Annotated in this window: 15 protein-coding genes and 2 tRNA genes; 10 read left to right on the top strand and 7 right to left on the bottom strand. The window is 57.5% G+C overall.

Annotated elements, in window-relative coordinates:
* Positions 1 to 134: 134 nt before the first annotated feature.
* From AOP6_RS10840 to AOP6_RS10820, 5 genes are all read left to right on the top strand, one after another.
* A complete protein-coding gene (locus AOP6_RS10840; protein ID WP_155876749.1) occupies positions 135 to 2,552 on the top strand; it encodes an AAA family ATPase in 2,418 nt (805 codons plus the stop codon).
* A gap of 244 nt (positions 2,553 to 2,796) precedes the next feature.
* Positions 2,797 to 5,337 carry a serine/threonine-protein kinase gene (locus AOP6_RS10835; protein ID WP_155876748.1) on the top strand — a complete coding sequence of 847 codons (2,541 nt, stop codon included), beginning with the start codon at positions 2,797 to 2,799 and terminating at the stop codon, positions 5,335 to 5,337.
* A gap of 3 nt (positions 5,338 to 5,340) precedes the next feature.
* Positions 5,341 to 6,126 (top strand): Stp1/IreP family PP2C-type Ser/Thr phosphatase, encoded by a 786-nt coding sequence (locus AOP6_RS10830; protein WP_155876747.1) that lies wholly within the window; start codon positions 5,341 to 5,343, stop codon positions 6,124 to 6,126.
* A gap of 7 nt (positions 6,127 to 6,133) precedes the next feature.
* Positions 6,134 to 6,832 carry an FHA domain-containing protein gene (locus AOP6_RS10825; RefSeq protein ID WP_213194566.1) on the top strand — a complete coding sequence of 233 codons (699 nt, stop codon included), beginning with the start codon at positions 6,134 to 6,136 and terminating at the stop codon, positions 6,830 to 6,832.
* 80 nt (positions 6,833 to 6,912) lie between these two features.
* The gene (locus AOP6_RS10820; protein ID WP_155876745.1) at positions 6,913 to 8,067 is read left to right on the top strand and encodes a PAS domain-containing sensor histidine kinase; all 1,155 of its coding nucleotides are present in this window, start codon (positions 6,913 to 6,915) and stop codon (positions 8,065 to 8,067) included.
* Here AOP6_RS10820 and AOP6_RS10815 read toward each other — a convergent pair.
* Together AOP6_RS10815 and xpt are read right to left on the bottom strand one after the other, a co-directional pair.
* Complete coding sequence (locus AOP6_RS10815; protein ID WP_155876744.1) at positions 8,040 to 8,957, bottom strand: alpha/beta hydrolase; 918 nt, start codon at positions 8,955 to 8,957, stop codon at positions 8,040 to 8,042. The two genes, AOP6_RS10820 and AOP6_RS10815, sit on opposite strands and share 28 nt — an antisense overlap.
* 23 nt (positions 8,958 to 8,980) lie before the next feature.
* Positions 8,981 to 9,547, bottom strand: a complete 567-nt coding sequence (gene xpt, locus AOP6_RS10810) for a xanthine phosphoribosyltransferase (RefSeq protein WP_155876743.1) — start codon at positions 9,545 to 9,547, stop codon at positions 8,981 to 8,983.
* 175 nt (positions 9,548 to 9,722) lie between these two features.
* On the opposite strand from xpt, the gene AOP6_RS10805 reads away from it, so the two are divergent.
* On the top strand, positions 9,723 to 10,118 hold the full coding sequence (locus AOP6_RS10805; RefSeq protein ID WP_155876742.1) for a phage holin family protein: 396 nt from the start codon (positions 9,723 to 9,725) through the stop codon (positions 10,116 to 10,118).
* A 21-nt stretch (positions 10,119 to 10,139) separates the two neighbouring features.
* Here the strand turns inward: AOP6_RS10805 and AOP6_RS10800 are convergent, their stop codons facing one another.
* From AOP6_RS10800 to AOP6_RS10785, 4 genes are all read right to left on the bottom strand, one after another.
* On the bottom strand, positions 10,140 to 11,117 hold the full coding sequence (locus tag AOP6_RS10800; protein WP_155876741.1) for a TAXI family TRAP transporter solute-binding subunit: 978 nt from the start codon (positions 11,115 to 11,117) through the stop codon (positions 10,140 to 10,142).
* A gap of 31 nt (positions 11,118 to 11,148) precedes the next feature.
* Positions 11,149 to 11,598 (bottom strand): universal stress protein, encoded by a 450-nt coding sequence (locus AOP6_RS10795; RefSeq protein ID WP_155876740.1) that lies wholly within the window; start codon positions 11,596 to 11,598, stop codon positions 11,149 to 11,151.
* Between the two features lie 23 nt (positions 11,599 to 11,621).
* A complete protein-coding gene (locus AOP6_RS10790; RefSeq protein WP_155876739.1) occupies positions 11,622 to 14,063 on the bottom strand; it encodes a TRAP transporter fused permease subunit in 2,442 nt (813 codons plus the stop codon).
* A 110-nt stretch (positions 14,064 to 14,173) separates the two neighbouring features.
* Positions 14,174 to 15,172, bottom strand: coding sequence for a TAXI family TRAP transporter solute-binding subunit (locus AOP6_RS10785; protein ID WP_155876738.1), 999 nt, complete (start codon positions 15,170 to 15,172; stop codon positions 14,174 to 14,176).
* Between the two features lie 464 nt (positions 15,173 to 15,636).
* Here AOP6_RS10785 and ispE point away from each other — a divergent pair, with 464 nt between their 5' ends.
* Together ispE and AOP6_RS10775 are read left to right on the top strand one after the other, a co-directional pair.
* Positions 15,637 to 16,482, top strand: coding sequence for a 4-(cytidine 5'-diphospho)-2-C-methyl-D-erythritol kinase (ispE, locus tag AOP6_RS10780; protein WP_155876737.1), 846 nt, complete (start codon positions 15,637 to 15,639; stop codon positions 16,480 to 16,482).
* 34 nt (positions 16,483 to 16,516) lie between these two features.
* Positions 16,517 to 16,591: transfer RNA gene (locus tag AOP6_RS10775), tRNA-Gln, on the top strand.
* Here the strand turns inward: AOP6_RS10775 and AOP6_RS10770 are convergent.
* Positions 16,536 to 16,606, bottom strand: a tRNA-Arg gene (locus AOP6_RS10770). The two genes, AOP6_RS10775 and AOP6_RS10770, sit on opposite strands and share 56 nt — an antisense overlap.
* Positions 16,607 to 16,717: 111 nt before the next feature.
* On the opposite strand from AOP6_RS10770, the gene AOP6_RS10765 reads away from it, so the two are divergent.
* On the top strand, positions 16,718 to 17,659 hold the full coding sequence (locus tag AOP6_RS10765; protein WP_155876736.1) for a ribose-phosphate pyrophosphokinase: 942 nt from the start codon (positions 16,718 to 16,720) through the stop codon (positions 17,657 to 17,659).
* 68 nt (positions 17,660 to 17,727) lie between these two features.
* Positions 17,728 to 18,333 carry a 50S ribosomal protein L25/general stress protein Ctc gene (locus AOP6_RS10760; RefSeq protein WP_155876735.1) on the top strand — a complete coding sequence of 202 codons (606 nt, stop codon included), beginning with the start codon at positions 17,728 to 17,730 and terminating at the stop codon, positions 18,331 to 18,333.
* Position 18,334 lies beyond the last annotated feature (1 nt).

Raw genomic sequence — 18,334 nt, 5'->3', positions numbered from 1 at the left:
GCTTTCTTTTCCTGAGGCGAAACCTCTCACCCGCCCAAGCAGGTTGTGATCCGTGCGCAGGCTGCTACACTTCAGAAAGGGAGCAAGATTACTGTAAATGCTGGACTAATAGTAGCGGAGAGAGGGAGTAAAGAGTGGATACTCATCGGCTGGCCCCGGAAGAACTGACTTGGCGCTGCGATCCTGCCCAATTCGAATTCACCACGACCCGCGATATCTCCTGTCTGGAGGGAACCATCGGTCAAGATCGGGCCCTGACGGCCATCGAGTTTGGATTGGGGATCTCGGATGGCGGCTTCAATATTTTTATCCTCGGCGAACCGGGCACCGGCCGCTCTTCCACCATCAAGAAGATGCTCAAGACACGGGCTGCCGATGAGTCCGTGCCGGACGACTGGTGTTATCTTTATGATTTCGTCGACGGGGCCGGGCCAACCCATCTGCGCCTGCCCGCCGGCGAGGGTAAGGAGCTGCAGAAGGATGTCGACAGTCTTGTCAGCCGGCTGGCGGAGGAGATTCCTAAAATCTTTGAAAGCAAGGAGTATGAGCAACATAAAAATCGCCTGGTCGCCGAGTCACAGGAACGCCATAAAAAGCTCTTTCAGACTTTGGAAGAGAAGGTCAACAAGGAGGGCTTCATCCTGCAGCGCACTGTGAGTGGGCTCGTGCTGGTACCCACCCAGGACGGTCATCCGATCTCGCAGCAGGAATACGAGGAACTCTCTGAAAAGGACCGGGAGGGCCTCGAGAAAAAAGGGGAGGTCCTGCAGGAACAGCTTAATGAGGTGATGCGCCGTGTGCGGGAGATCGAGAAGAAACTGCGGGCCGCCACGGAGCAGATGGAAAAAGATGTGCTGATGGCCGCCATTGGCCATCTCTTTGACGAACTGGAAGAAAAATACGGCAAGTATGAAAAGGTCCGCGAACACTTCGCCCATTGCAAAAAGGATATTCTGGAGCATATCGAGGCATTCCGACCCAGCCAGGGGCCGCAGATCATGCTGCCCGGCATGAAGGGCAACGATCAGGAATCGGTCATTGAGCGCTACCGGGTGAATCTGTTCGTCGACAACAGCGAACAGAAAGGCTCTCCCGTTGTATACGAGGCCAATCCCACTTATTTCAACCTTTTCGGCCGTATCGAGCACATCATTCACATGGGTAATGCCTCCACCAATTTCACCATGGTCAAGGCGGGGGCGATTCATCGCGCCAACGGCGGCTACCTCATTCTCGATTGCCGCGAAGTACTGATCAATCTCTTCTCTTACGAAGCCCTCAAACGCTGCATCCGCAACAAGGAAGTCAAGATCGAGGATCTGATGGAGCAGTACCGTCTTATCTCCACCGTATCCCTCAAGCCGCAACCCATTCCTCTCGACTGCAAGATTATCCTCATCGGTACACCGATGCTCTACTATCTCCTCTACCAGCTTGATCCCGATTTTCGCAAGCTGTTCAAGGTGAAAGCCGACTTCGATCGCATGATGAAAAATACCTGGGAAAATGTGCAGCAGTACGCTTCCTTTGTGGCGACCCACTGCCGGGATGAGAAGTTGCTTCCCTTCAAGCCGGCCGGAGTGGCGAGGTTGGTAGAGTATTCCGCCCGGCTTATCGAGGATCAGAACCGCCTGTCTTCGCGCTTCATCGATCTGGCCGACATCCTCAGGGAGGCTTCCTTTTATGCCGGTCAGCAGGGAAGCCCCACTGTCGATGGCAGTCACGTTCAGCTGGCGGTGGACGCCAAGGTGTATCGCTCCAATAAAACCGAGGAGCGCCTGCAGGAGTTCATCGAGGATGGCACTATCCTGGTCGACACCGAAGGGGAAGTGGTTGGTCAGGTCAATGGGCTTTCTGTCTATCTGTTGGGCGATTACTCCTTCGGCAAGCCTTCGCGCCTGACTGTGCGGACCTACCTGGGCAAGGGCGGCGTGGTCAATATCGAACGGGAAGTCAAGCTTTCCGGCCCCATCCACGACAAGGGGGTGCTGATTCTGACCGGCTTTTTCGGGGACCGTTTTGCCCAGGACAAACCGCTTTCATTCGCCGCCTCCATCGGTTTCGAACAGTCCTACGCCGGGGTGGAGGGGGACAGTGCCTCTTCCGCTGAGCTCTACGGTCTGCTCTCCTCCCTCTCCCGATTGCCCATCCGCCAGGGCATCGCCGTGACGGGCTCGGTCAATCAGCGCGGTCAGATACAGCCCATCGGCGGCGTCAACGAGAAGATAGAGGGCTTTTTCGCCGTCTGCAAAGCCAAAGGCCTGACGGGGGAACAGGGGGTGGTCATCCCGGTGCAGAATCGGAAAAACCTCATGCTGCACGAAGAAGTCATCAACGCCGTAAGTGAAGGGGAATTCAACATCTGGTCGGTGTCCACTATCGATGAAGGGATCGAAATTCTCACGGGAGTGCCAGCCGGAGAACTGCAGGAGGACGGAAGCTGGCTGGAAGGGACGGTCAACTACCTGGTGGACAAACGGCTTCGTGATATGGCCGAAAACCTCCGCCGGTTTTCCACCAGTAAGGACGGCGATAAAAACGACAAAGGCTGAGATCCTGCCTTTATTCCGCCGGGTACGGGGGCGAGTGACTTTTTTTGTCTCGCCCTCGTCGGATATGACTTCGCCAATTCACACCCGATGATATTTACTACCCGTCACCCCCCCCCGTCTGCCCCGGTTCTCCCGCCTTCTGGCCGCAGTTGAAGCCTCTAGAGCTATCTACACTCACTGTGGAACGCAATTTGCTTGAACACATTGACTCTGCCTTCAGGTACCCGTTCCCCCGGATGATTTCATGATGCTCTCTCGCCGCATTTTCGCCCCCTGGCTTGCTGGTCTGCTGCTCCTGCTGCTGGTTCTGCTGGCGGTTTTGTTCAATGCTTCCCCGCTGCGCCGTCTTGACTACCCCCTGCTGGATGTTCTCAGTCGCTATCGTCCCCTCCCGGCCACCGGGCAGGTCGCCGTTGTGGCTATCGACCAGGCCAGCCTGGCCGAAATGGGGGCCTGGCCCTGGTCCCGCAGTCTTCTGGCCCGCATGGTGGAGCGTCTGACGGAGCAAAAGACTCGCGCTATCGGGATCTATCTCCCGCTGACCTACCCAGAAGCCGCGCCGGCCCTTGACAGGGTTCGAAAATTGAAAAGCCAACTCTTTTCTCCTGATGGACCACCGGTTTCAGTGGAAAAGGAGGCGATGGCGACCCTGCTAGGCCAGATGGAGGCAGACCTGGACGGAGACGCAGCCCTTGCCCGCGCCCTGGCCGCCAGTAAAGTCGTTCTGCCCGTGCTCTTTGAGTTCTCTGGGGAAGAAGCCCAGATGCCGGGTCCTCTGACAGGCCAGCCCCCATGGACCATCCCCGCCCCCGATACGACTTCAGATCTTGCGTCCCTGTTGGGGGCTCTGCGTCATCCCCTTGCCACCATGGCCTATCCACTTCCCCGGGCGAGCGCGATTGTTCCACCTTTCCGGCCCCTGTCCAACGCCGCCACGGCGCTGGGCCATCTGCTTCTGCTGCCCGATGAAGACGGCGCGGTCAGAAGAGTGCCACTTTTTGTCGCTGTCGGTGACCGTTTTGTCCCCTCGCTGCCATTGAGCCTGGCTGCCGTATCCCTGGGAGTCCCTCCTTCAACATGGAAAATGGTGGATGATCGCCGGGATTTCTTTGGCCTTGAGCTAAAGTCAGTGCGCGTTTCCACGGATCACGGTTTCCGCCTCCTGCTTCCTTCGGCTTCCCCTGGTGAGACGATGCCTGTCTTCTCTGCCGCGCGTCTCCTGGCCGGAGAGGTTCCTGCAGCAGCTTTGCACGGGAAGACGGTTCTCATTGGACTTTCGGCCCCTGATCAAGCTTCTTATCTGCCTGGGCCCGGCAGTGGTTCATTGCCAGCCGTTCTCGTTGGTGCCCAGGCGGTGGCGACGATTCTGTCCGGTGCGACCGTGGTTGTCCCTCCTTGGGGCTGGGTGCTGGAGGTGGCGGTTCTCCTCTATTTCGGGTTCTTTCTGCTTCTGGTGCTGCCCCGTGTCAGTCTGCGCGTAGGAGCCATGATTCTGACGATTTTCCTGGCAACCTGGTACGGGCTGAGTATCGCTCTTATGGTGTCCCTCGGTTATTGGGTCTCGCCACTTTCCGCGACCTGTTTTGCCGTGGCCGGGTTTATGCTCCTGGGTTTTTCCCGTTGGTTTGCTGCTGCCCGGGAGCGCAGCGAGAAGGCGATTACCAACAAGCTGCAGGGAGTGACTTTGCAGGGGCAGGGCATGCTCGATCTGGCACAGGAAAAATTCATGGCCTGTCCCCCCCATGATGCTTCCGTGCGGGAACTGCTCTATAGCCTTGGTCTTGATTTCGAGCGCAAGAGAATGTTTCACAAAGCCGTAGCGGTTTATGAACATATCGCGCGCCATGGCAAATTCAGGGACGTTTCCGCCCGCCTGGAAAAGCTGCGCAAGGGGGCGAATCCCGTCTCTTTCGGTACCAACGGCAGACATGAGTCAACGCTGGTACTTGATCCGGGCGCCATAACGCCGACTTTGGGTCGCTACGAAGTTTTGAGGGAGCTCGGACAGGGAGCCATGGGCACTGTCTATCTGGGTCGTGATCCCAGAATAAACCGGGAAGTGGCCATCAAGACCCTCAGTTACGCAGCCATCGAACCGGAGAAGCTTGCAGAGGTCAAGGAACGTTTTTTTCGCGAGGCGGAAGCAGCCGGTCGTCTCAATCATCCCAATATTGTCACCATATACGATGTGGGTGAAGACCATGATATGGCCTACATGGCCATGGAATTGCTGGAGGGAGGGGATTTAAGCCGGCACTGTCAGAAAGGCCGTCTACTTCCGCCGGCTGAAGTGCTGCGTATTGTCTCCAAGGTCGCTGGCGCTCTTGAATATGCCCATGAGCATGAAGTCGTCCACCGTGACATCAAGCCCGGCAATATCATGCTCACGTCCAGCGGCCAGGTCAAGGTCACCGATTTCGGCATAGCCCGGCTGGTGCCGACCTCGCGGACGCAGACGGGAGTCATTCTCGGCACGCCCAGTTACATGTCGCCCGAGCAGGTGGCGGGCAAGAAGGTCGATGGCCGCTCCGATCTCTTTTCGCTGGGGGTTGTTTTTTATGAACTGCTCAGCGGTGAAAAACCTTTTGAGGGAGACAGTCTTGGCGCCCTCATGTTCACCATTGCCAACGGCTCCTATACTCCTCTGCGGGAAATCGCTCCCGACGTGCCGGATTGCTGCCTGCCGGTGGTCGAGAAACTTCTCACCAAAGCCCAGACCCGGCGTTATGCCAACGCCGGTCAGGTTTTAAAGCACCTGCAGGCCTGCCTGCAGGAGATAGGATGATCGATGCGCCTCCTATCCTGGGGACAGACTGATCAGGGGCTGCTTCGCGAGAACAACGAAGACAGCTTCATCCTTTCCCCCGAACGAGGTCTGTTTGTCGTGGCCGATGGCATGGGCGGCTATGCGGCCGGTGAGGTTGCCAGCAGTCTGGCGGTGCGGGAAGTGCAGAAGTTTTTGCAGGACTTGGATCAGGGCAAAGCCTTTGCCGACATGTCGGCGGATGAGGCTCTGCGGCAGGCGTTTTTGGCCGCCGACGAGGCGGTTTCCCGGGAAGCCCGTGACAATCCTGGCTGGCGCGGCATGGGGTGCACACTGGTGACTGCCTGGATTCAGGGTGAGCGGATGACCGTCGCCCACGTTGGCGACAGCCGACTCTACCGCGTGCGCCAGGGGAGCCTCGAGCTGCTGACAGAGGATCATACGCTGGTGCACGAGCAGGTTCTTCAGGGTCTGCTCTCCCCGGCCGATGCGACTGTTTCACCTAATCGACACGTGCTGACCCGGGCGCTGGGATCTTTCCCCAACACGGAAGTGTCAGTCGCTCAGTTTACTATCGAAGAGGATGACCGTTACCTGCTGTGTACCGACGGTCTTACCGACATGCTGGATGATGAAACCATCCTTTCTCTGGTCCTGTCGACAGACGATCCTCGCACGGCCTGCGCCCGTCTGGTCGATGCCGCCAATGCCGCCGGAGGAAAGGACAATATCACCGCAGTACTGTTTTTTTGTCAGCCCAACGGGATCAGCCGTTTTTTCAAGGGACGGCTGCCGCGATTCAGGAGGTAATAAGGGGATGCTCAGAATTCTGCTCAAATTCAACGACAAGGTTCTCAAGGTAGTCGATACGGACAAGGAACAGTTGACGATCGGACGGAACCTGGAGAACGATCTGCAGATCGACAACCTGGCCGTCTCAAGCTTTCATGCCCGGGTAGAAAATCAGTTGGGGCATTATTTTATCGAAGACCTCAACAGCACCAACGGAACCTTTGTGAACGGGCGAAAAATTACGCGCTGGGGCCTCAAACCGGATGACGCTGTCACGATCGGCAAGCACACCCTCGTCTTCATGATGGAGGAGGGTGACAGCGTCTCCTCCGGGGCTGCCCTGCGAGAGCTCGACATGGACAAGACCATGGTGCTGGAGACGCGGCAGCATCGCGAAGCTCTCGACCGCTTGGAGCTGTCGGGCTATCCCTTGGGAGTTTTGAACGATGTTGGCAGCGCCGGGAACGAGGGGGAATTTGAGCTGACCCGCTCGCTGACGGTCATGGGGAAAGATCCAGGCGCCGATATCCAGCTGCGGGGCTGGTTTGCCCCCAAAGTGGCAGGCTATGTCCTGCGGGGCAAGGACGGATATACCCTGTCGCCGGGAGAAGGTCGCCTCCGCCTGAAAGTCAACGGCCGCAGTGTGACAGAGGATATCCCTCTCAAAGAAGGCGATCTTGTTGAGGTCGCCTCGCGGCGTCTGCGTTTTCACCTGCGTCAGTAACCGCTCGCATCCTCCCTTGCATTTGAATCGCCTGTCGTGTTCAAATAGCCTCCTGTGATCTCGGGGAAGGAGGCAAAGACGTGACCTCACTATCTGGAAAATCTCACCTGAATTCCTGTGCCGACGCCCGGTCGGGTGAGGATGTGCTGTCGCGGCAAGCGCGCTATTTCTCGGACGGGTTCCTGGCCCGACACCTGCTGGAAGCCTTGCCCACGGTGGTGGCCATCGTCAACGACCAGCGGCAGATCGTCTATGCCAATAAGCCTCTGCTCGATCTTGTCGGCGTTTGTGATGTTGAGGCCTTGCGGGGACTTCGTCCTGGTGAGGCCTTACGGTGCGTGCGGGTTGAGACAAGCGGCCAGGGCTGCGGCGACGGGCCCATGTGCCAAAGCTGCGGAGCGGCCCTGGCGGTGTTGAGCGCCCTGGCAGGGGAGATCGATGAGCGGGAATTCCGCCTCTCCCGCCAGTTCGACGGACGCATGGAGGCCCTTGATCTGGTGGTCCGCGCGACACCACTGACCTTTCAGGGCGAGAAGTTTTCCGTCTTTGCCCTGGCCGATGTCAGTCATGAAAAGCGCCGTGCCTTTCTGGAGCGCATGTTTTTCCATGACATTTTGAATGTAGTCGGGAGTATCAAGGGGTTTGCCGAACATCTGCGTGTCTGCGATCCGGGACAACAGGAGAGGATCTTTGAACTGATCCATCTGGCCGCTGAACAGACCATTGACGAAATCGAGGCCCAGCGGGCCCTGGCTGCGGCCGAGTCGGGAGAGTTGGCGCTGGATGTGGAAACCTTCTCCAGTCTCGCCTTGGTCGAAACTTTGGCAGATCTTTATCGTCGGCACGAAGTGGCTACCGGCAGGGAACTGCGGGTCGATCCCGAGGCGGCGGCACTTCCCGTAACCAGTGACAAAACCCTGCTTGGCCGCGTGCTGGGCAATATGCTCAAGAACGCCCTGGAAGCCTGTCCTGCTGGAGGCCGGGTTACGCTGGGGTGCCGCGGCGGCAAAGACTGCATCGAGTTCTGGGTGCACAACCCAGGCGTTCTGTCACCGGAGGCCAAGGCCGGTATTTTCCAGCGCTCCTTTTCCACCAAAGGCGCCTCCCGGGGCTTGGGCACCTACAGCATGGAGCTGCTCAGCAACTACCTGAGCGGCACGGTCCATTACACCAGTTCCCCCGAAGCAGGCACTTGCTTCACCGCGTCCTATCCTCTGATCGTCCCGTTACCGTAGCCAGTTGGCAAATCGTCCTGATCCATCAGCGCCATCAGGATAGCTTCCGCCTGCAGGAGAGGCAGGGAGAAGTGTCCCTCCTCCGGCAGGAAAGTCGCTGCGCAGCCTGCGATCCTCTCGGCCATGAAGCGCCCCATGGCACAGGGGACTACCGTATCTTTTTCGCCGTGCCAGAGCAGGACCTTGGTGCGGATGTCTTCCAGGGCGAAGCCCCAGGACTCTCCATACACACAGAGGTCGGCAAAAGCGCCGGCACTCCCTTGGCTGAAGGCTTCACGCATGGAGTCTGTCAGCAGCGGGCGAATGTCTTCGTCCGTCATCGCCGCGCGGTCACAGGGGGGCAACGTTCGGGCGACCAGCGCCAGCAAATGCTGAGGCTGTCGCCTGGCCGCCAGCCCGGCCAGCAGCAACGGCAGGCGATAAAGGGGACGAGGCAGCTTTTTCATCCAGACGAAGCGGCGGTCCGGGCCATGGAGTCGTTTCAGCAAAGCAGCCTCGTCAAGGGGGGCAAGGCCGCAGACGATCCCCGTTTTTATGAGGCGATCTGGCATAAAACGGGCGCAGGCCGCAGCATAAGGAGCCCCGCCTGACACGCCGAGTATGCTGAATCTATCCAACTCGAGGGCGTCGGCAATGTCCCCAATATCCCGCGACCAATGAGAAAGTCGGCGTTGAGGTTGGTAGGACGATTTGCCGTAACCCGGTCTGTCCACAGCGATGACGCGGATCTGGTGGCGCCATGCCAGTTGGTGGATAATGCGGGCTTCCAGGCGTGAGCCGGGGAAACCGTGGAAATAGAAGAGCGGCTTTCCCGTGGGCGTGCCAAACTCGCTGATACCGAAGATATGGCCGTTTTCCTGCCGGATTATACGGGTGCCATCGTCTGCCATGCCTTCATTCCGTTCCGAAGCTGTCAAGATATCGCCAGACCGTCCTTGGTGAGGTCAATCCGCGCCAGAGTTTTTACGGGGAGGTCAAAATTCGCCAAGGTGACACGACCTTTTTCGTACCCTTTTTCGACCAGAAAAGCGAAAGCGCACAGGGTGGCGCCACTCTGCCGCACCATCTGCCCCAGGGCGGCAGCGGTCTGCCCGCTGCCGAGAAAATCGTCAACCACCAGGATGCGATCCGTCGGGCCCAGATATTCCCGTGACAGAAAGAGCTCGGCGTCGCTGCCTCGGGTGCGGCTGGTGACCTCGGCACACAGCGGGTTGTCGGCCATGGTAAGGGGGCGGCTCTTGCGGGCGTAGATGAATGGAATGCCCATGGCCTGGGCCGTGGCAAAGGCGGGAATGATGCCACTGGCCTCGGCCGTGACGATTTTACTGATTTCTTCTGCGGCAAACTGGTGGGCAAGGTGCTGCCCTGCCTGGGTGAGCAGGGCGGTGTCCACCTGATGGTTGAGAAAACTGTCCACCTTGATAAGATTGCCGGCGAGGGAGCGGGCGTCCCGACGGAGGCGTTCGATCAGTTGCTGCATGGCTCTCCTCCGGATAAAATGAAGCAGGTTCAGGAAAAGGTGCTGATTACATGTTGGGTTCGCGATATTTTATCCGGTTTTTTAGACGGACCGGAGAGTGGATCTACCTATCGACTCCAATAATAAAACAAGGCCGGCTTTATGCAAAGCCGGCCCATGCTGAAAAGGGGATATTATGAAGGGATTGATGCTACGCTGGCTGATTCTGACTCTGGCCATACTGGCCGCCTCTTACCTGATCGAGGGGATCGCGGCCAGCGGGTTTTGGGCGGCTTTTTTTGCGGCAGCCACCCTGGGGATTCTCAACGCCTTGCTGCGCCCCATTCTGCTGCTGATCACTCTGCCGATCAATATTCTGACCCTCGGCCTGTTCACATTCGTGATTAACGCGATGCTGTTGATGATGGTTTCCGGGGTCATCTCGGGTTTTTATGTCCGTGGTTTCGGTTCAGCCCTGCTGGGTTCTCTGATTGTCAGCCTGATCAGTTGGCTGCTGAGTTCCTTTATCAACGAACAGGGCCGGGTCGAAGTCATTGCTCTGCGCCAGCGTTCGAACGGTCGCTGGGAGTAATAACGTCAACCTGAAAAGAAGTCAAGGCGCCGATATCTGCAAACCCTGCTCTTTCCAGAAAGTCATGGCACCAGGATGCAGCGGTCTTGCCTTGGTCTGCACTCCCTTCTGCTTGTTCAGGCCGACCAGGCTCGGTTCTTTCTCGCCCAGCCTGTCCAGACCCTCGCCAGAAAAGACTTTCCGTAAAACTTCCCGCACTGCTTCCTCTGGCACCTGGGCTCCGGCAGCTAACAGGGCCCGATCGGAAAAGGTCGAAATATCACGGTCGATGCCCTGGTAGGTGCCCGCCGGAATAGTGGTCGGTGCGAAAAAGGGATAGTCGGTAAAGAAACCAGCTTTGACTCCAGCCTCCTGAAGGTCGAGCAGCCGAATGGGAAAAGCCTGGCCTGCATGCGTCGCCGCCGGCGTGGGCAGGGCGGCAAAGAGCCAGATGGCATCGACATAGCGGTGTGCCAAGGCAGAGACCGCCTCCTGATAGCCGGTGTAGTCGGGGCGAATGCGGTCCCACAGGCCGATGCTGGTCAGATAGAGCTGGGCGGCTGCGGCAGCACCGGAGCCAGGCCCGCCGATCGCCACGCGCTTGCCGACCAAATCCTCCACCGTCTGAATGTCGCTGTCCTGACGTACCAGCATCTGGGCCGGGGCGCTGTAGAGATAGGCCGCCACCAGGACATTGTCATAGGTGCGGGCATCATAGGGCAAACGGCCCTGCTGGGCTAGAAAGAGATCGCCGGCGTAGATAATGCCGAAATCGGCCTGGCCGGAGCTGAGGCGGCGCAGATTTTCCACCGAGCCGGCGGAGATGCTGCGGCTGATGTGCATTTCGGTGCTTTTCTCGTTGACCAGGCGCGTGATCGTGTCCCCGACCACATCAAAGGTTCCCCCAGCTGGACCACTCACAAAGCGAACCTGTGGGGGGGCGGCCAGAACCAGAGTGGCGGACAGGGTGGCAGAAAGTAGAACAAAAAGGCTGCAAAGGTGAAAAAATCGCTTGCTCATGGCAGAGTTCCTCGGGGGGATGGGGGACACGTCAGTTCGCCTGCTGCTGCACTGTCAGTACAGGGATTTTCGAACGCCTGACCACCCTTTCGGCGGTGCTGCCCACAATAACGTGCTCGATGCCGGTACGTCCATGCGTTCCCATAACGATCAGATCGGCTCCAACAGCCCTGGCCTTCTCGATGATCTGCTGAAAAGGCGTGCCGATGACCACTTCCGAGGTATAGGGGATCTGTTGGCCAAAACGGCTTTGACAGAAGTCCTCCATCTCCTTGACGGTTTGCACCTCCACATTCTTCTCCAACATGGCAAAAGCCTCCGGCTGGATCTGGCTTTTGCGGCTGTCCACCAACTCGCCGATGACATGCAGAACATGTATGGTGGCTCCCGCCAATTTGGCCAGGGTCAGCGCATAGTCGGCCGCATCGTTGGCACTTTCAGAAAAATCGGTTGCATAAAGTATTTTCTTGATGCTTTTCATGGTGTTCCTCGCGAGACAGCGGTTCAGGCGGCCAGCGCCTGTTCCCGTTTGTTTTTAGCCTTCTGCATGATAAAGACGATGGCCACAAGGCCTATGCCGACAGCATCCGTAATCAACGTTGGCCAGTAAAGCAGGATTGTGGCGGCCGCCAGAATCAGCCATTCGGGGATACTTGTGCGGCGTATCCAGAAGAACATGGTCAGCGATGAGAAGGCGATGGTTCCCAGGACGGCCGAGAAGAAGGAGGAGAAGACCTTGGTCTTTGTGGCGATGATCTCACCTTCGATCAGCACGTCCCCAGGATTGGCCAGCCCGCCGGTAAACGTCTTGATCTGAGTGACGCGGCCGTCTTTTTTAGCCTTGATATCCACAGGCTTGTCGTCCACCAGCACGGTTGCCAGAATGTCCCCTTTGACGAACTCGTCCCCTTCCTTGACATCGACCTTGAGGACGGAAGCGAAGGGGACTTCGGCATGGATTGCCGGCATCTTGACGTTGATCGGCTTGGCCTGGAACAGGATCGACGGCGTGAAGGCAAAGAGGATCGGCATGACGTAGAGGAGCTTGGCAAACTTGAAGCTGGTCCACCCGGTCTTCCAGGGGTCGGAACCAGCGATGGCCGCGCCAGCGTAGGCCGCCACGCAGACGGGCGGAGTGATGTTGGAATCCTGGCTGAGCCAGTAGACGATCATGTGTGCGGCGATCACGGGGACACCCATCTCCACCAGGGGTGGCACGGCCAGTACGGCAGTGATCAGGTAGGCCGCCGTCACTGGAACCCCCATGCCGAGCACCAGGGAAGCCAGGGCGACCAGCAGCAGGGCCAGCATGAGGTTCCCCTGGGCCATGGAAATGATGATATCGGAGAACTTCAGACCGATGCCGGTAAGGGATATGGTGCCGACGATGATACCGATGACCCCGAGGGTGGCGCCGATAATCAGGGTATTGTTGGCGCCAGTGAGAATGGCCTCCCAGATCTCCTTGATTCCCATGCGGGTCTCTTTGCGGAACCAGCTGATGACAACGCATGAGATCGTCGCCCAGAAAGCGGAATAACCGGGAGAGCGGCCCATGATCATCAGCACCGTGATGATGACCAGCGGCAAACTGAAATACCATTCACGCTTGAGCACCACCTTCCAGTGGGGAAACTCTTCGCCCTGTATGCCCTTGAGGCCCTGCTTCTTCGCTTCGAAATGGATCATGCAGAAGACGGAGAAGAAGTAAAGCAGGGCAGGGAAGATGGCGATCATCATGATGGTGGTGTAGGAGGTGTTGGTCAGTTCAGCCATCAGGAAGCCGCCGGCCCCCATGATCGGCGGCAGGAACATGCCGCCGATGGAAGCGGCCGGTTCAATGGCGCCGGCCACATGGGGCTTGAAGCCCGCCCGTTTCATGAGGGGAATGGTGAAGGCGCCGGTGGAGACTGTGTTGGCGATGGCGCTGCCCGAAACGGAGCCGAACAGGGCCGAGGCGATGACTGCTACCTTGGCCGGCCCGCCGGTGCTGTTGCCGGCAATAGCCAGCGGCAGGTCGATGAAGAATTTGCCCGCCCCGCTTTTGTGCAGGAAAGCACCGAAAAAGATAAAAAGAATAACGTAGGTGGCCAGAACATTGGCCATGACGCCGAATACCCCGTTGGTGGTCAGGTAGAGGGCCGTGGCCAGACGCTCGATACCGAAGCCGCGATGGGAAAGCATGTCGGGGAAGTAAGGGCCGAAGTAGCCGTAGACGATCATGCCTAAGCCGATGAGGGTCATGGACCAGCCGAGAACGCGGCGGCAGACTTCCAGGGAGAGAAAGACGCCGACAATACTGACCATGGCGTCCAACTCATTCTCCGCACCAGCCCGGTAATTGAGGTTTTCGAACTCGTGCATCCAGTAATAGACCACGGCCGCCGAGAGCAGGGCGAAGAGGATGTCAGAAATCGTCGGGTTGTTGCCGGAGCGGCGCATGATAAGACGATCGCCGATCATGACCAGGGCGAATATCAGCACGGCACCGAGGGCGACCTGCCACAACCCGGCTGCCGATGCGATGGCTCCGCCAAGCCCCCCGGAGCCGTAGCGGTCCCCTATCTCCAGCAGGCGTTCGTGAAAAGCCGCCATGTCGGAAAAGAAAAGGAGTGCGGTCCCTAGCATGGAAAGGATGATGGACAGAACCGCCGTAAGGAGAGCGCGGATTTTTACCTTGCCCGCCGGGTAAAGCAGGAACACCAGCACGTAGGTGGCAAAGACGTAGACCCCTCGATGGTACTGGGTCGCTACCGCCGCCAGGCCGGCGGTGTAGAAATAGAAAATGACCATGCCCGCGCCCAGCAGGGCTACCAGCCCTTTGAAAAAGCCTGTGGGAGAGCGGTAGGACTTGGCGTCCTTCTCCATGAGCTTTTTCAGCTTTTCCTGTTCCTCTGGGCTCAGATTTTCCAGTTCTTCCAGTTCTTTGTTTTTTTCTTCCGACATACAGGCTCTCTAGAAAAGGCTAGGGTGCGGGCAGATGGAAAGCGGGGCCGAATGGTCAGCCCCGCTTCCAGATGGTCGTGTCTTATGCAGGCTTTCAGACTTCCTGGGTTTTAGCGGGCAGTCTGCTCGGGGGTCAGGGCCAGGCCCTTTTCTTTCCAGAGCTTTTCAGCGCCTTCATGCACAGGCGTTACGATGCCGGTAAGGGCTCCTTCAACGCTCATGGCTTTGGCGGTGCTCTTCACTTTGACCAGGTAGGAAAGCCCTTCGGGGGTGAAGATGTCTTTGGTCACTTGATAAATGACATTGCTGTCGACATGTTTGCCGGCCACCCAGAGGGCGGAATCCTGGAATGTTTTGACGTCATAATCGATGCCGCTGTAGGTGCCGGCGGGAATGGTGACTGGGGCGTAGAAGGGATACTTCTTGAAGACGCCGCCTTTTTCGCCCGCCTCATAAAGACTGAGAACTTTGATTTTGTTGCTGGCAGCGGCCTGGATGACCGAAGAGTTTGGGAAGCCGGCGAAAACCCACATGGCGTCGATGAGCTTGTCACCGAGTGCCGAAGCGGCCTTGCTGTAGCCGATGAACTCGACATTCATCTTGTCCCACAGTCCAAGCGTCTCGAAGTAGCGCTGGGCCGAAGCCGCGGCACCGGAACCTGCCCCACCTACGGCAACACGCTTGCCGGCGAGGTCGCTGACCGCGTTGATGCCGCTGCCGTCAAGTACGATAAGGTGCGCAGGGGCGCCGTAAAGATAGGCCAGGGCATGGACGTTTTCGTACTTGCGGGTATCTTTGGGCAGCTGGCCGGTACGGGCCAGGTAGGTGTCTCCTGAGTAAGCGATGCCGAAATCGGCCTCGCCGGAGTTGACGCGGCGGACGTTTTCCACGGAGCCGGCCGAAGCCATGTTGGAGACTTCAACGTTCGGAATAGTTTTGGAGAGACGGGTGGCGATGCCGTTGGAAAAGTACTGGAATGTACCGCCGTCGGGACCACCGGAGAAAGCCAGACGTGTTTTCTGGGCGTGACCGATATTGGGAACCAGTGTCATGGCCGCTACAAGCAGAGCTGAAAGCGTAAGGGACATTAACCTTGCTGTCTTGATCATGTTCTTTCCTCCTGTACGATGTTGGGGGTTAAATGAAAACAATATTCTGATCCTGGAAACTGGGGGCTGTTTTCAAGGAAAAACCAAGTCTCAAGGTGGATTAAATATACACGGGAACTGATGTTTTGCAATCATTTAGTGCTGGCAAGAATGCAGGATTTCCCTTTGGGGACTTCGTGCAAGGGCAGGTGGCCAGTCCGATAGGGCTGAAAGGCGACTGCTAGTATTGTGCCATTTTAAAAAAGTGTTTGTATTTTGGGTCGAGCGGTTCTGTCGCAGGGAGAAGCGAGAGTTTGCAACAAAGTTTTCTGAGGTCCCCCTGGTAGTGTTTTGGCCAAAAACGGCCACATGTGGTCGTTTTTGGCCCGCCAGAATGGCGTTTCCTGGGAAAATGGCGGCTTGACTTTTGTTGAATCATCGCAAATGATGCGTTGTTTGGCAAAAACGGCTTCCGAGGGGGGATTGTGAGGCGAGTTTTTCAAGCTCCGGCAAAAATCAATTTGCGTCTGCAGGTTCTCGGCAAGCGCGAGGATGGCTACCACGATCTTTGCATGGTCATGCAGTGTGTCTCTCTGTACGATCGCATCGAAATATCCCTGTCGGAGAGGTGTGGCGTAAGAGTGGCCTGTCCGGGGGTCGACCTTTTGCCGGGTACCGAAAATATTGCGGCCAGGGCTGCCGAGGCTCTGCTTGGGCGCCTCAAAAAAAGGGTGGGGGTTGATCTGCTTGTCGAGAAGAATATTCCGGTGGCGGCGGGCCTCGGTGGAGGGTCTTCTGATGCGGCAACGGTCCTGCTTGGGCTGAACGATATGTTGGCTGCCGGTTTGACCCGCGATGAGCTCATGGCGATAGGGGCTTCCCTGGGGGCCGATGTACCGTTTTTTCTGTATGGACAACCGGCGATCGCCCGGGGAGTCGGAGATGTTCTGCAACCTCTTCCGGTGTCGCTGCCACCTGTCTGGTATGTTTTGGTCAATCCCGGAGTGGCTGTTTCTACGGCCTGGGTTTACCAAAATTTGGGGTTGACAAGCTATGTGGATGAGTATAGATTACCCGGGTTTCCCAAAACGGCCCAGGATTTCAAGTCTTTTATCCTCAATGATCTTGAACGGGTGACCATGTCGAGGTACCCGGAGGTCGGGCAGGCCAAAGCACGGCTCTCCGAGCTGGGAGCTTGCGCTGTGTTGATGTCGGGTAGCGGTCCGACGGTCTTCGGGGTCTTCCAGAGTCAGGAAGAGGCTGAGGCAGCTTGCGGGAAGATCGGCCGTGAGCGCGAGACCTGGCGGGCCGAGGTTGTACGGCCTGTGTAGGTGATTCAGTAGGGGAATTTAGCACGTTTTTTGATGGGGCGTCGCCAAGCGGTAAGGCACCGGATTTTGATTCCGGCATTCCCAGGTTCGAATCCTGGCGCCCCAGCCACTAACCTATCAGCCCTCAGGCGCTTGTCTGGTTTGAGAGCTTCAGATATCCGATATCACTTCTTTTTTCGGTTAGGTCATGGTTCTCCATGGCCTTCAACTTTTTCCAAGCTAGCAGTGGGGGTCCATGGTGGACAAACTGAAGATATTTTCCGGCAATGCCAATATCCCTTTGGCCCGTGAGATCTGCGGCCAATTGGCCGTACCTCTTGGTAATGCCAAAGTCAGGACTTTTTCTGACGGGGAGATCATGGTTGAGGTCGGCGAGAATGTACGCGGCAGAGACGTCTATGTCGTTCAGTCAACCTGTGCACCATCCAACCACAATATCATGGAGCTTCTGATCATGATGGATGCCCTCAAAAGGGCATCGGCAGCCAGGATTACGGCGGTGGTGCCCTATTTTGGCTATGCCCGTCAGGATCGCAAGGTCGCTCCGCGAACACCAATCACCAGCAAACTGGTCGCGGATCTGATCAGTACGGCTGGCGCCGATCGTGTGCTGACGATGGACCTGCACGCTGGCCAGATTCAGGGTTTTTTCAATATTCCCGTTGATCATCTCTACGCCGCTCCGGTTATCCTTGCGGATGTCTGCTCCCGTTTTCCCGGTCGTGTTGTGGTTGTATCTCCTGATGCGGGGGGGACCGAAAGAGCCAGGGCGTACGCCAAAAGGCTCGATGCCGGGCTGGCCATCATCGACAAGCGCCGCAGTGGACCCAATGTCTCCGAAGTTATGCACATCATTGGCGATGTCAAAGGGGAGGCCTGCATTATTGTTGACGATATGATCGATACGGCTGGAACCCTTTGCCAGGCGGCCCAGGCCTTGAAAGAGAAAGGCGCTGCAGCCGTCTATGCCTGCGCCACTCATGCTGTTCTGTCCGGGCCTGCCCTTGAGCGAATCAACGACAGCTGCCTCGAGGAGGTGGTGGTAACCAACACCATTCCCGTTCAGGACAAGCTGTCGGCCTGCTCGAAGCTCCGCGTTCTCTCCGTGGCGGAAATCCTGGCCGAATCCATTCGCCGCATTCATGGCGATGAGTCGGTCAGTTCGTTGTTTGTTTAGATCGGTCAACAATTTAGATAGTTAGTTTGGCTGCCCGCGAGCAGCCCGAATTTATGGAGGAACAATCAATGGCAAATACGGAACTGGTGGTCTCTGCACGTGAAAGAATCGGAAAGGGTGGAGCACGTAGTCTTCGCCGGCAGGAGCTTATTCCCGCTGTCGTCTATGGAAAAGATATGGAGCCCTGTGCTGTGACGGTTGAGCCCAAGGCTCTACGGGAGGCCATGGCGACCGAATCCGGCTGGAATACCCTTATTTCTCTCAAGGGGATACCTGCAGTCGAAGGCAAGGTCGTTATCCTGAAGGATCTTCAGGTCGATCCTATCCGTCGGGATATGATGCATGCCGACTTCCAGACGATTGAGATGGGCAAGAAGACCCATGTTATGGTTCCTGTTCATCCTGTCGGGAAGTCCAAGGGTGAAAAAGAGGGCGGCAACCTGCAGATCATTCGCCATGAACTGGAAGTGTACTGTCTTCCCTCCGCTATCCCCACGGCGATTGAGGTCGATGTAACCGATATGAAAATCGGTGATGTTTTTCACGTCGAAGACCTGGTGCTCCCCGAGGGGATTCAGGTTCCCCATGACGTTAATTTCACAGTGATCACGGTGACAGGCCGCAAGGCTGAAGAAGAAGAGGGCACCGCTGAAGAGGCAGGAGAAGAGGCCTGAT

The sequence above is a fragment of the Desulfuromonas sp. AOP6 genome, from assembly GCF_009731355.2.
Taxonomy (GTDB): domain Bacteria; phylum Desulfobacterota; class Desulfuromonadia; order Desulfuromonadales; family SZUA-540; genus SZUA-540.
This window is presented reverse-complemented; position numbering and strand designations above follow the sequence as displayed.

Bases quoted from the DNA above. Each gene is read 5' to 3' on its own strand.
- AOP6_RS10835 (WP_155876748.1), top strand. From the start codon at position 2,797: ATGATGCTCTCTCGCCGCATTTTCGCCCCCTGGCTTGCTGGTCTGCTG.
- AOP6_RS10830 (WP_155876747.1), top strand. From the start codon at position 5,341: ATGCGCCTCCTATCCTGGGGACAGACTGATCAGGGGCTGCTTCGCGAG.
- AOP6_RS10795 (WP_155876740.1), bottom strand. From the start codon at position 11,598: ATGAAAAGCATCAAGAAAATACTTTATGCAACCGATTTTTCTGAAAGT.
- AOP6_RS10760 (WP_155876735.1), top strand. From the start codon at position 17,728: ATGGCAAATACGGAACTGGTGGTCTCTGCACGTGAAAGAATCGGAAAG.
- AOP6_RS10825 (WP_213194566.1), top strand. From the start codon at position 6,134: ATGCTCAGAATTCTGCTCAAATTCAACGACAAGGTTCTCAAGGTAGTC.
- AOP6_RS10765 (WP_155876736.1), top strand. From the start codon at position 16,718: ATGGTGGACAAACTGAAGATATTTTCCGGCAATGCCAATATCCCTTTG.
- AOP6_RS10790 (WP_155876739.1), bottom strand. From the start codon at position 14,063: ATGTCGGAAGAAAAAAACAAAGAACTGGAAGAACTGGAAAATCTGAGC.
- AOP6_RS10815 (WP_155876744.1), bottom strand. From the start codon at position 8,957: ATGGCAGACGATGGCACCCGTATAATCCGGCAGGAAAACGGCCATATC.
- xpt (WP_155876743.1), bottom strand. From the start codon at position 9,547: ATGCAGCAACTGATCGAACGCCTCCGTCGGGACGCCCGCTCCCTCGCC.
- AOP6_RS10805 (WP_155876742.1), top strand. From the start codon at position 9,723: ATGAAGGGATTGATGCTACGCTGGCTGATTCTGACTCTGGCCATACTG.
- AOP6_RS10785 (WP_155876738.1), bottom strand. From the start codon at position 15,172: ATGATCAAGACAGCAAGGTTAATGTCCCTTACGCTTTCAGCTCTGCTT.
- AOP6_RS10800 (WP_155876741.1), bottom strand. From the start codon at position 11,117: ATGAGCAAGCGATTTTTTCACCTTTGCAGCCTTTTTGTTCTACTTTCT.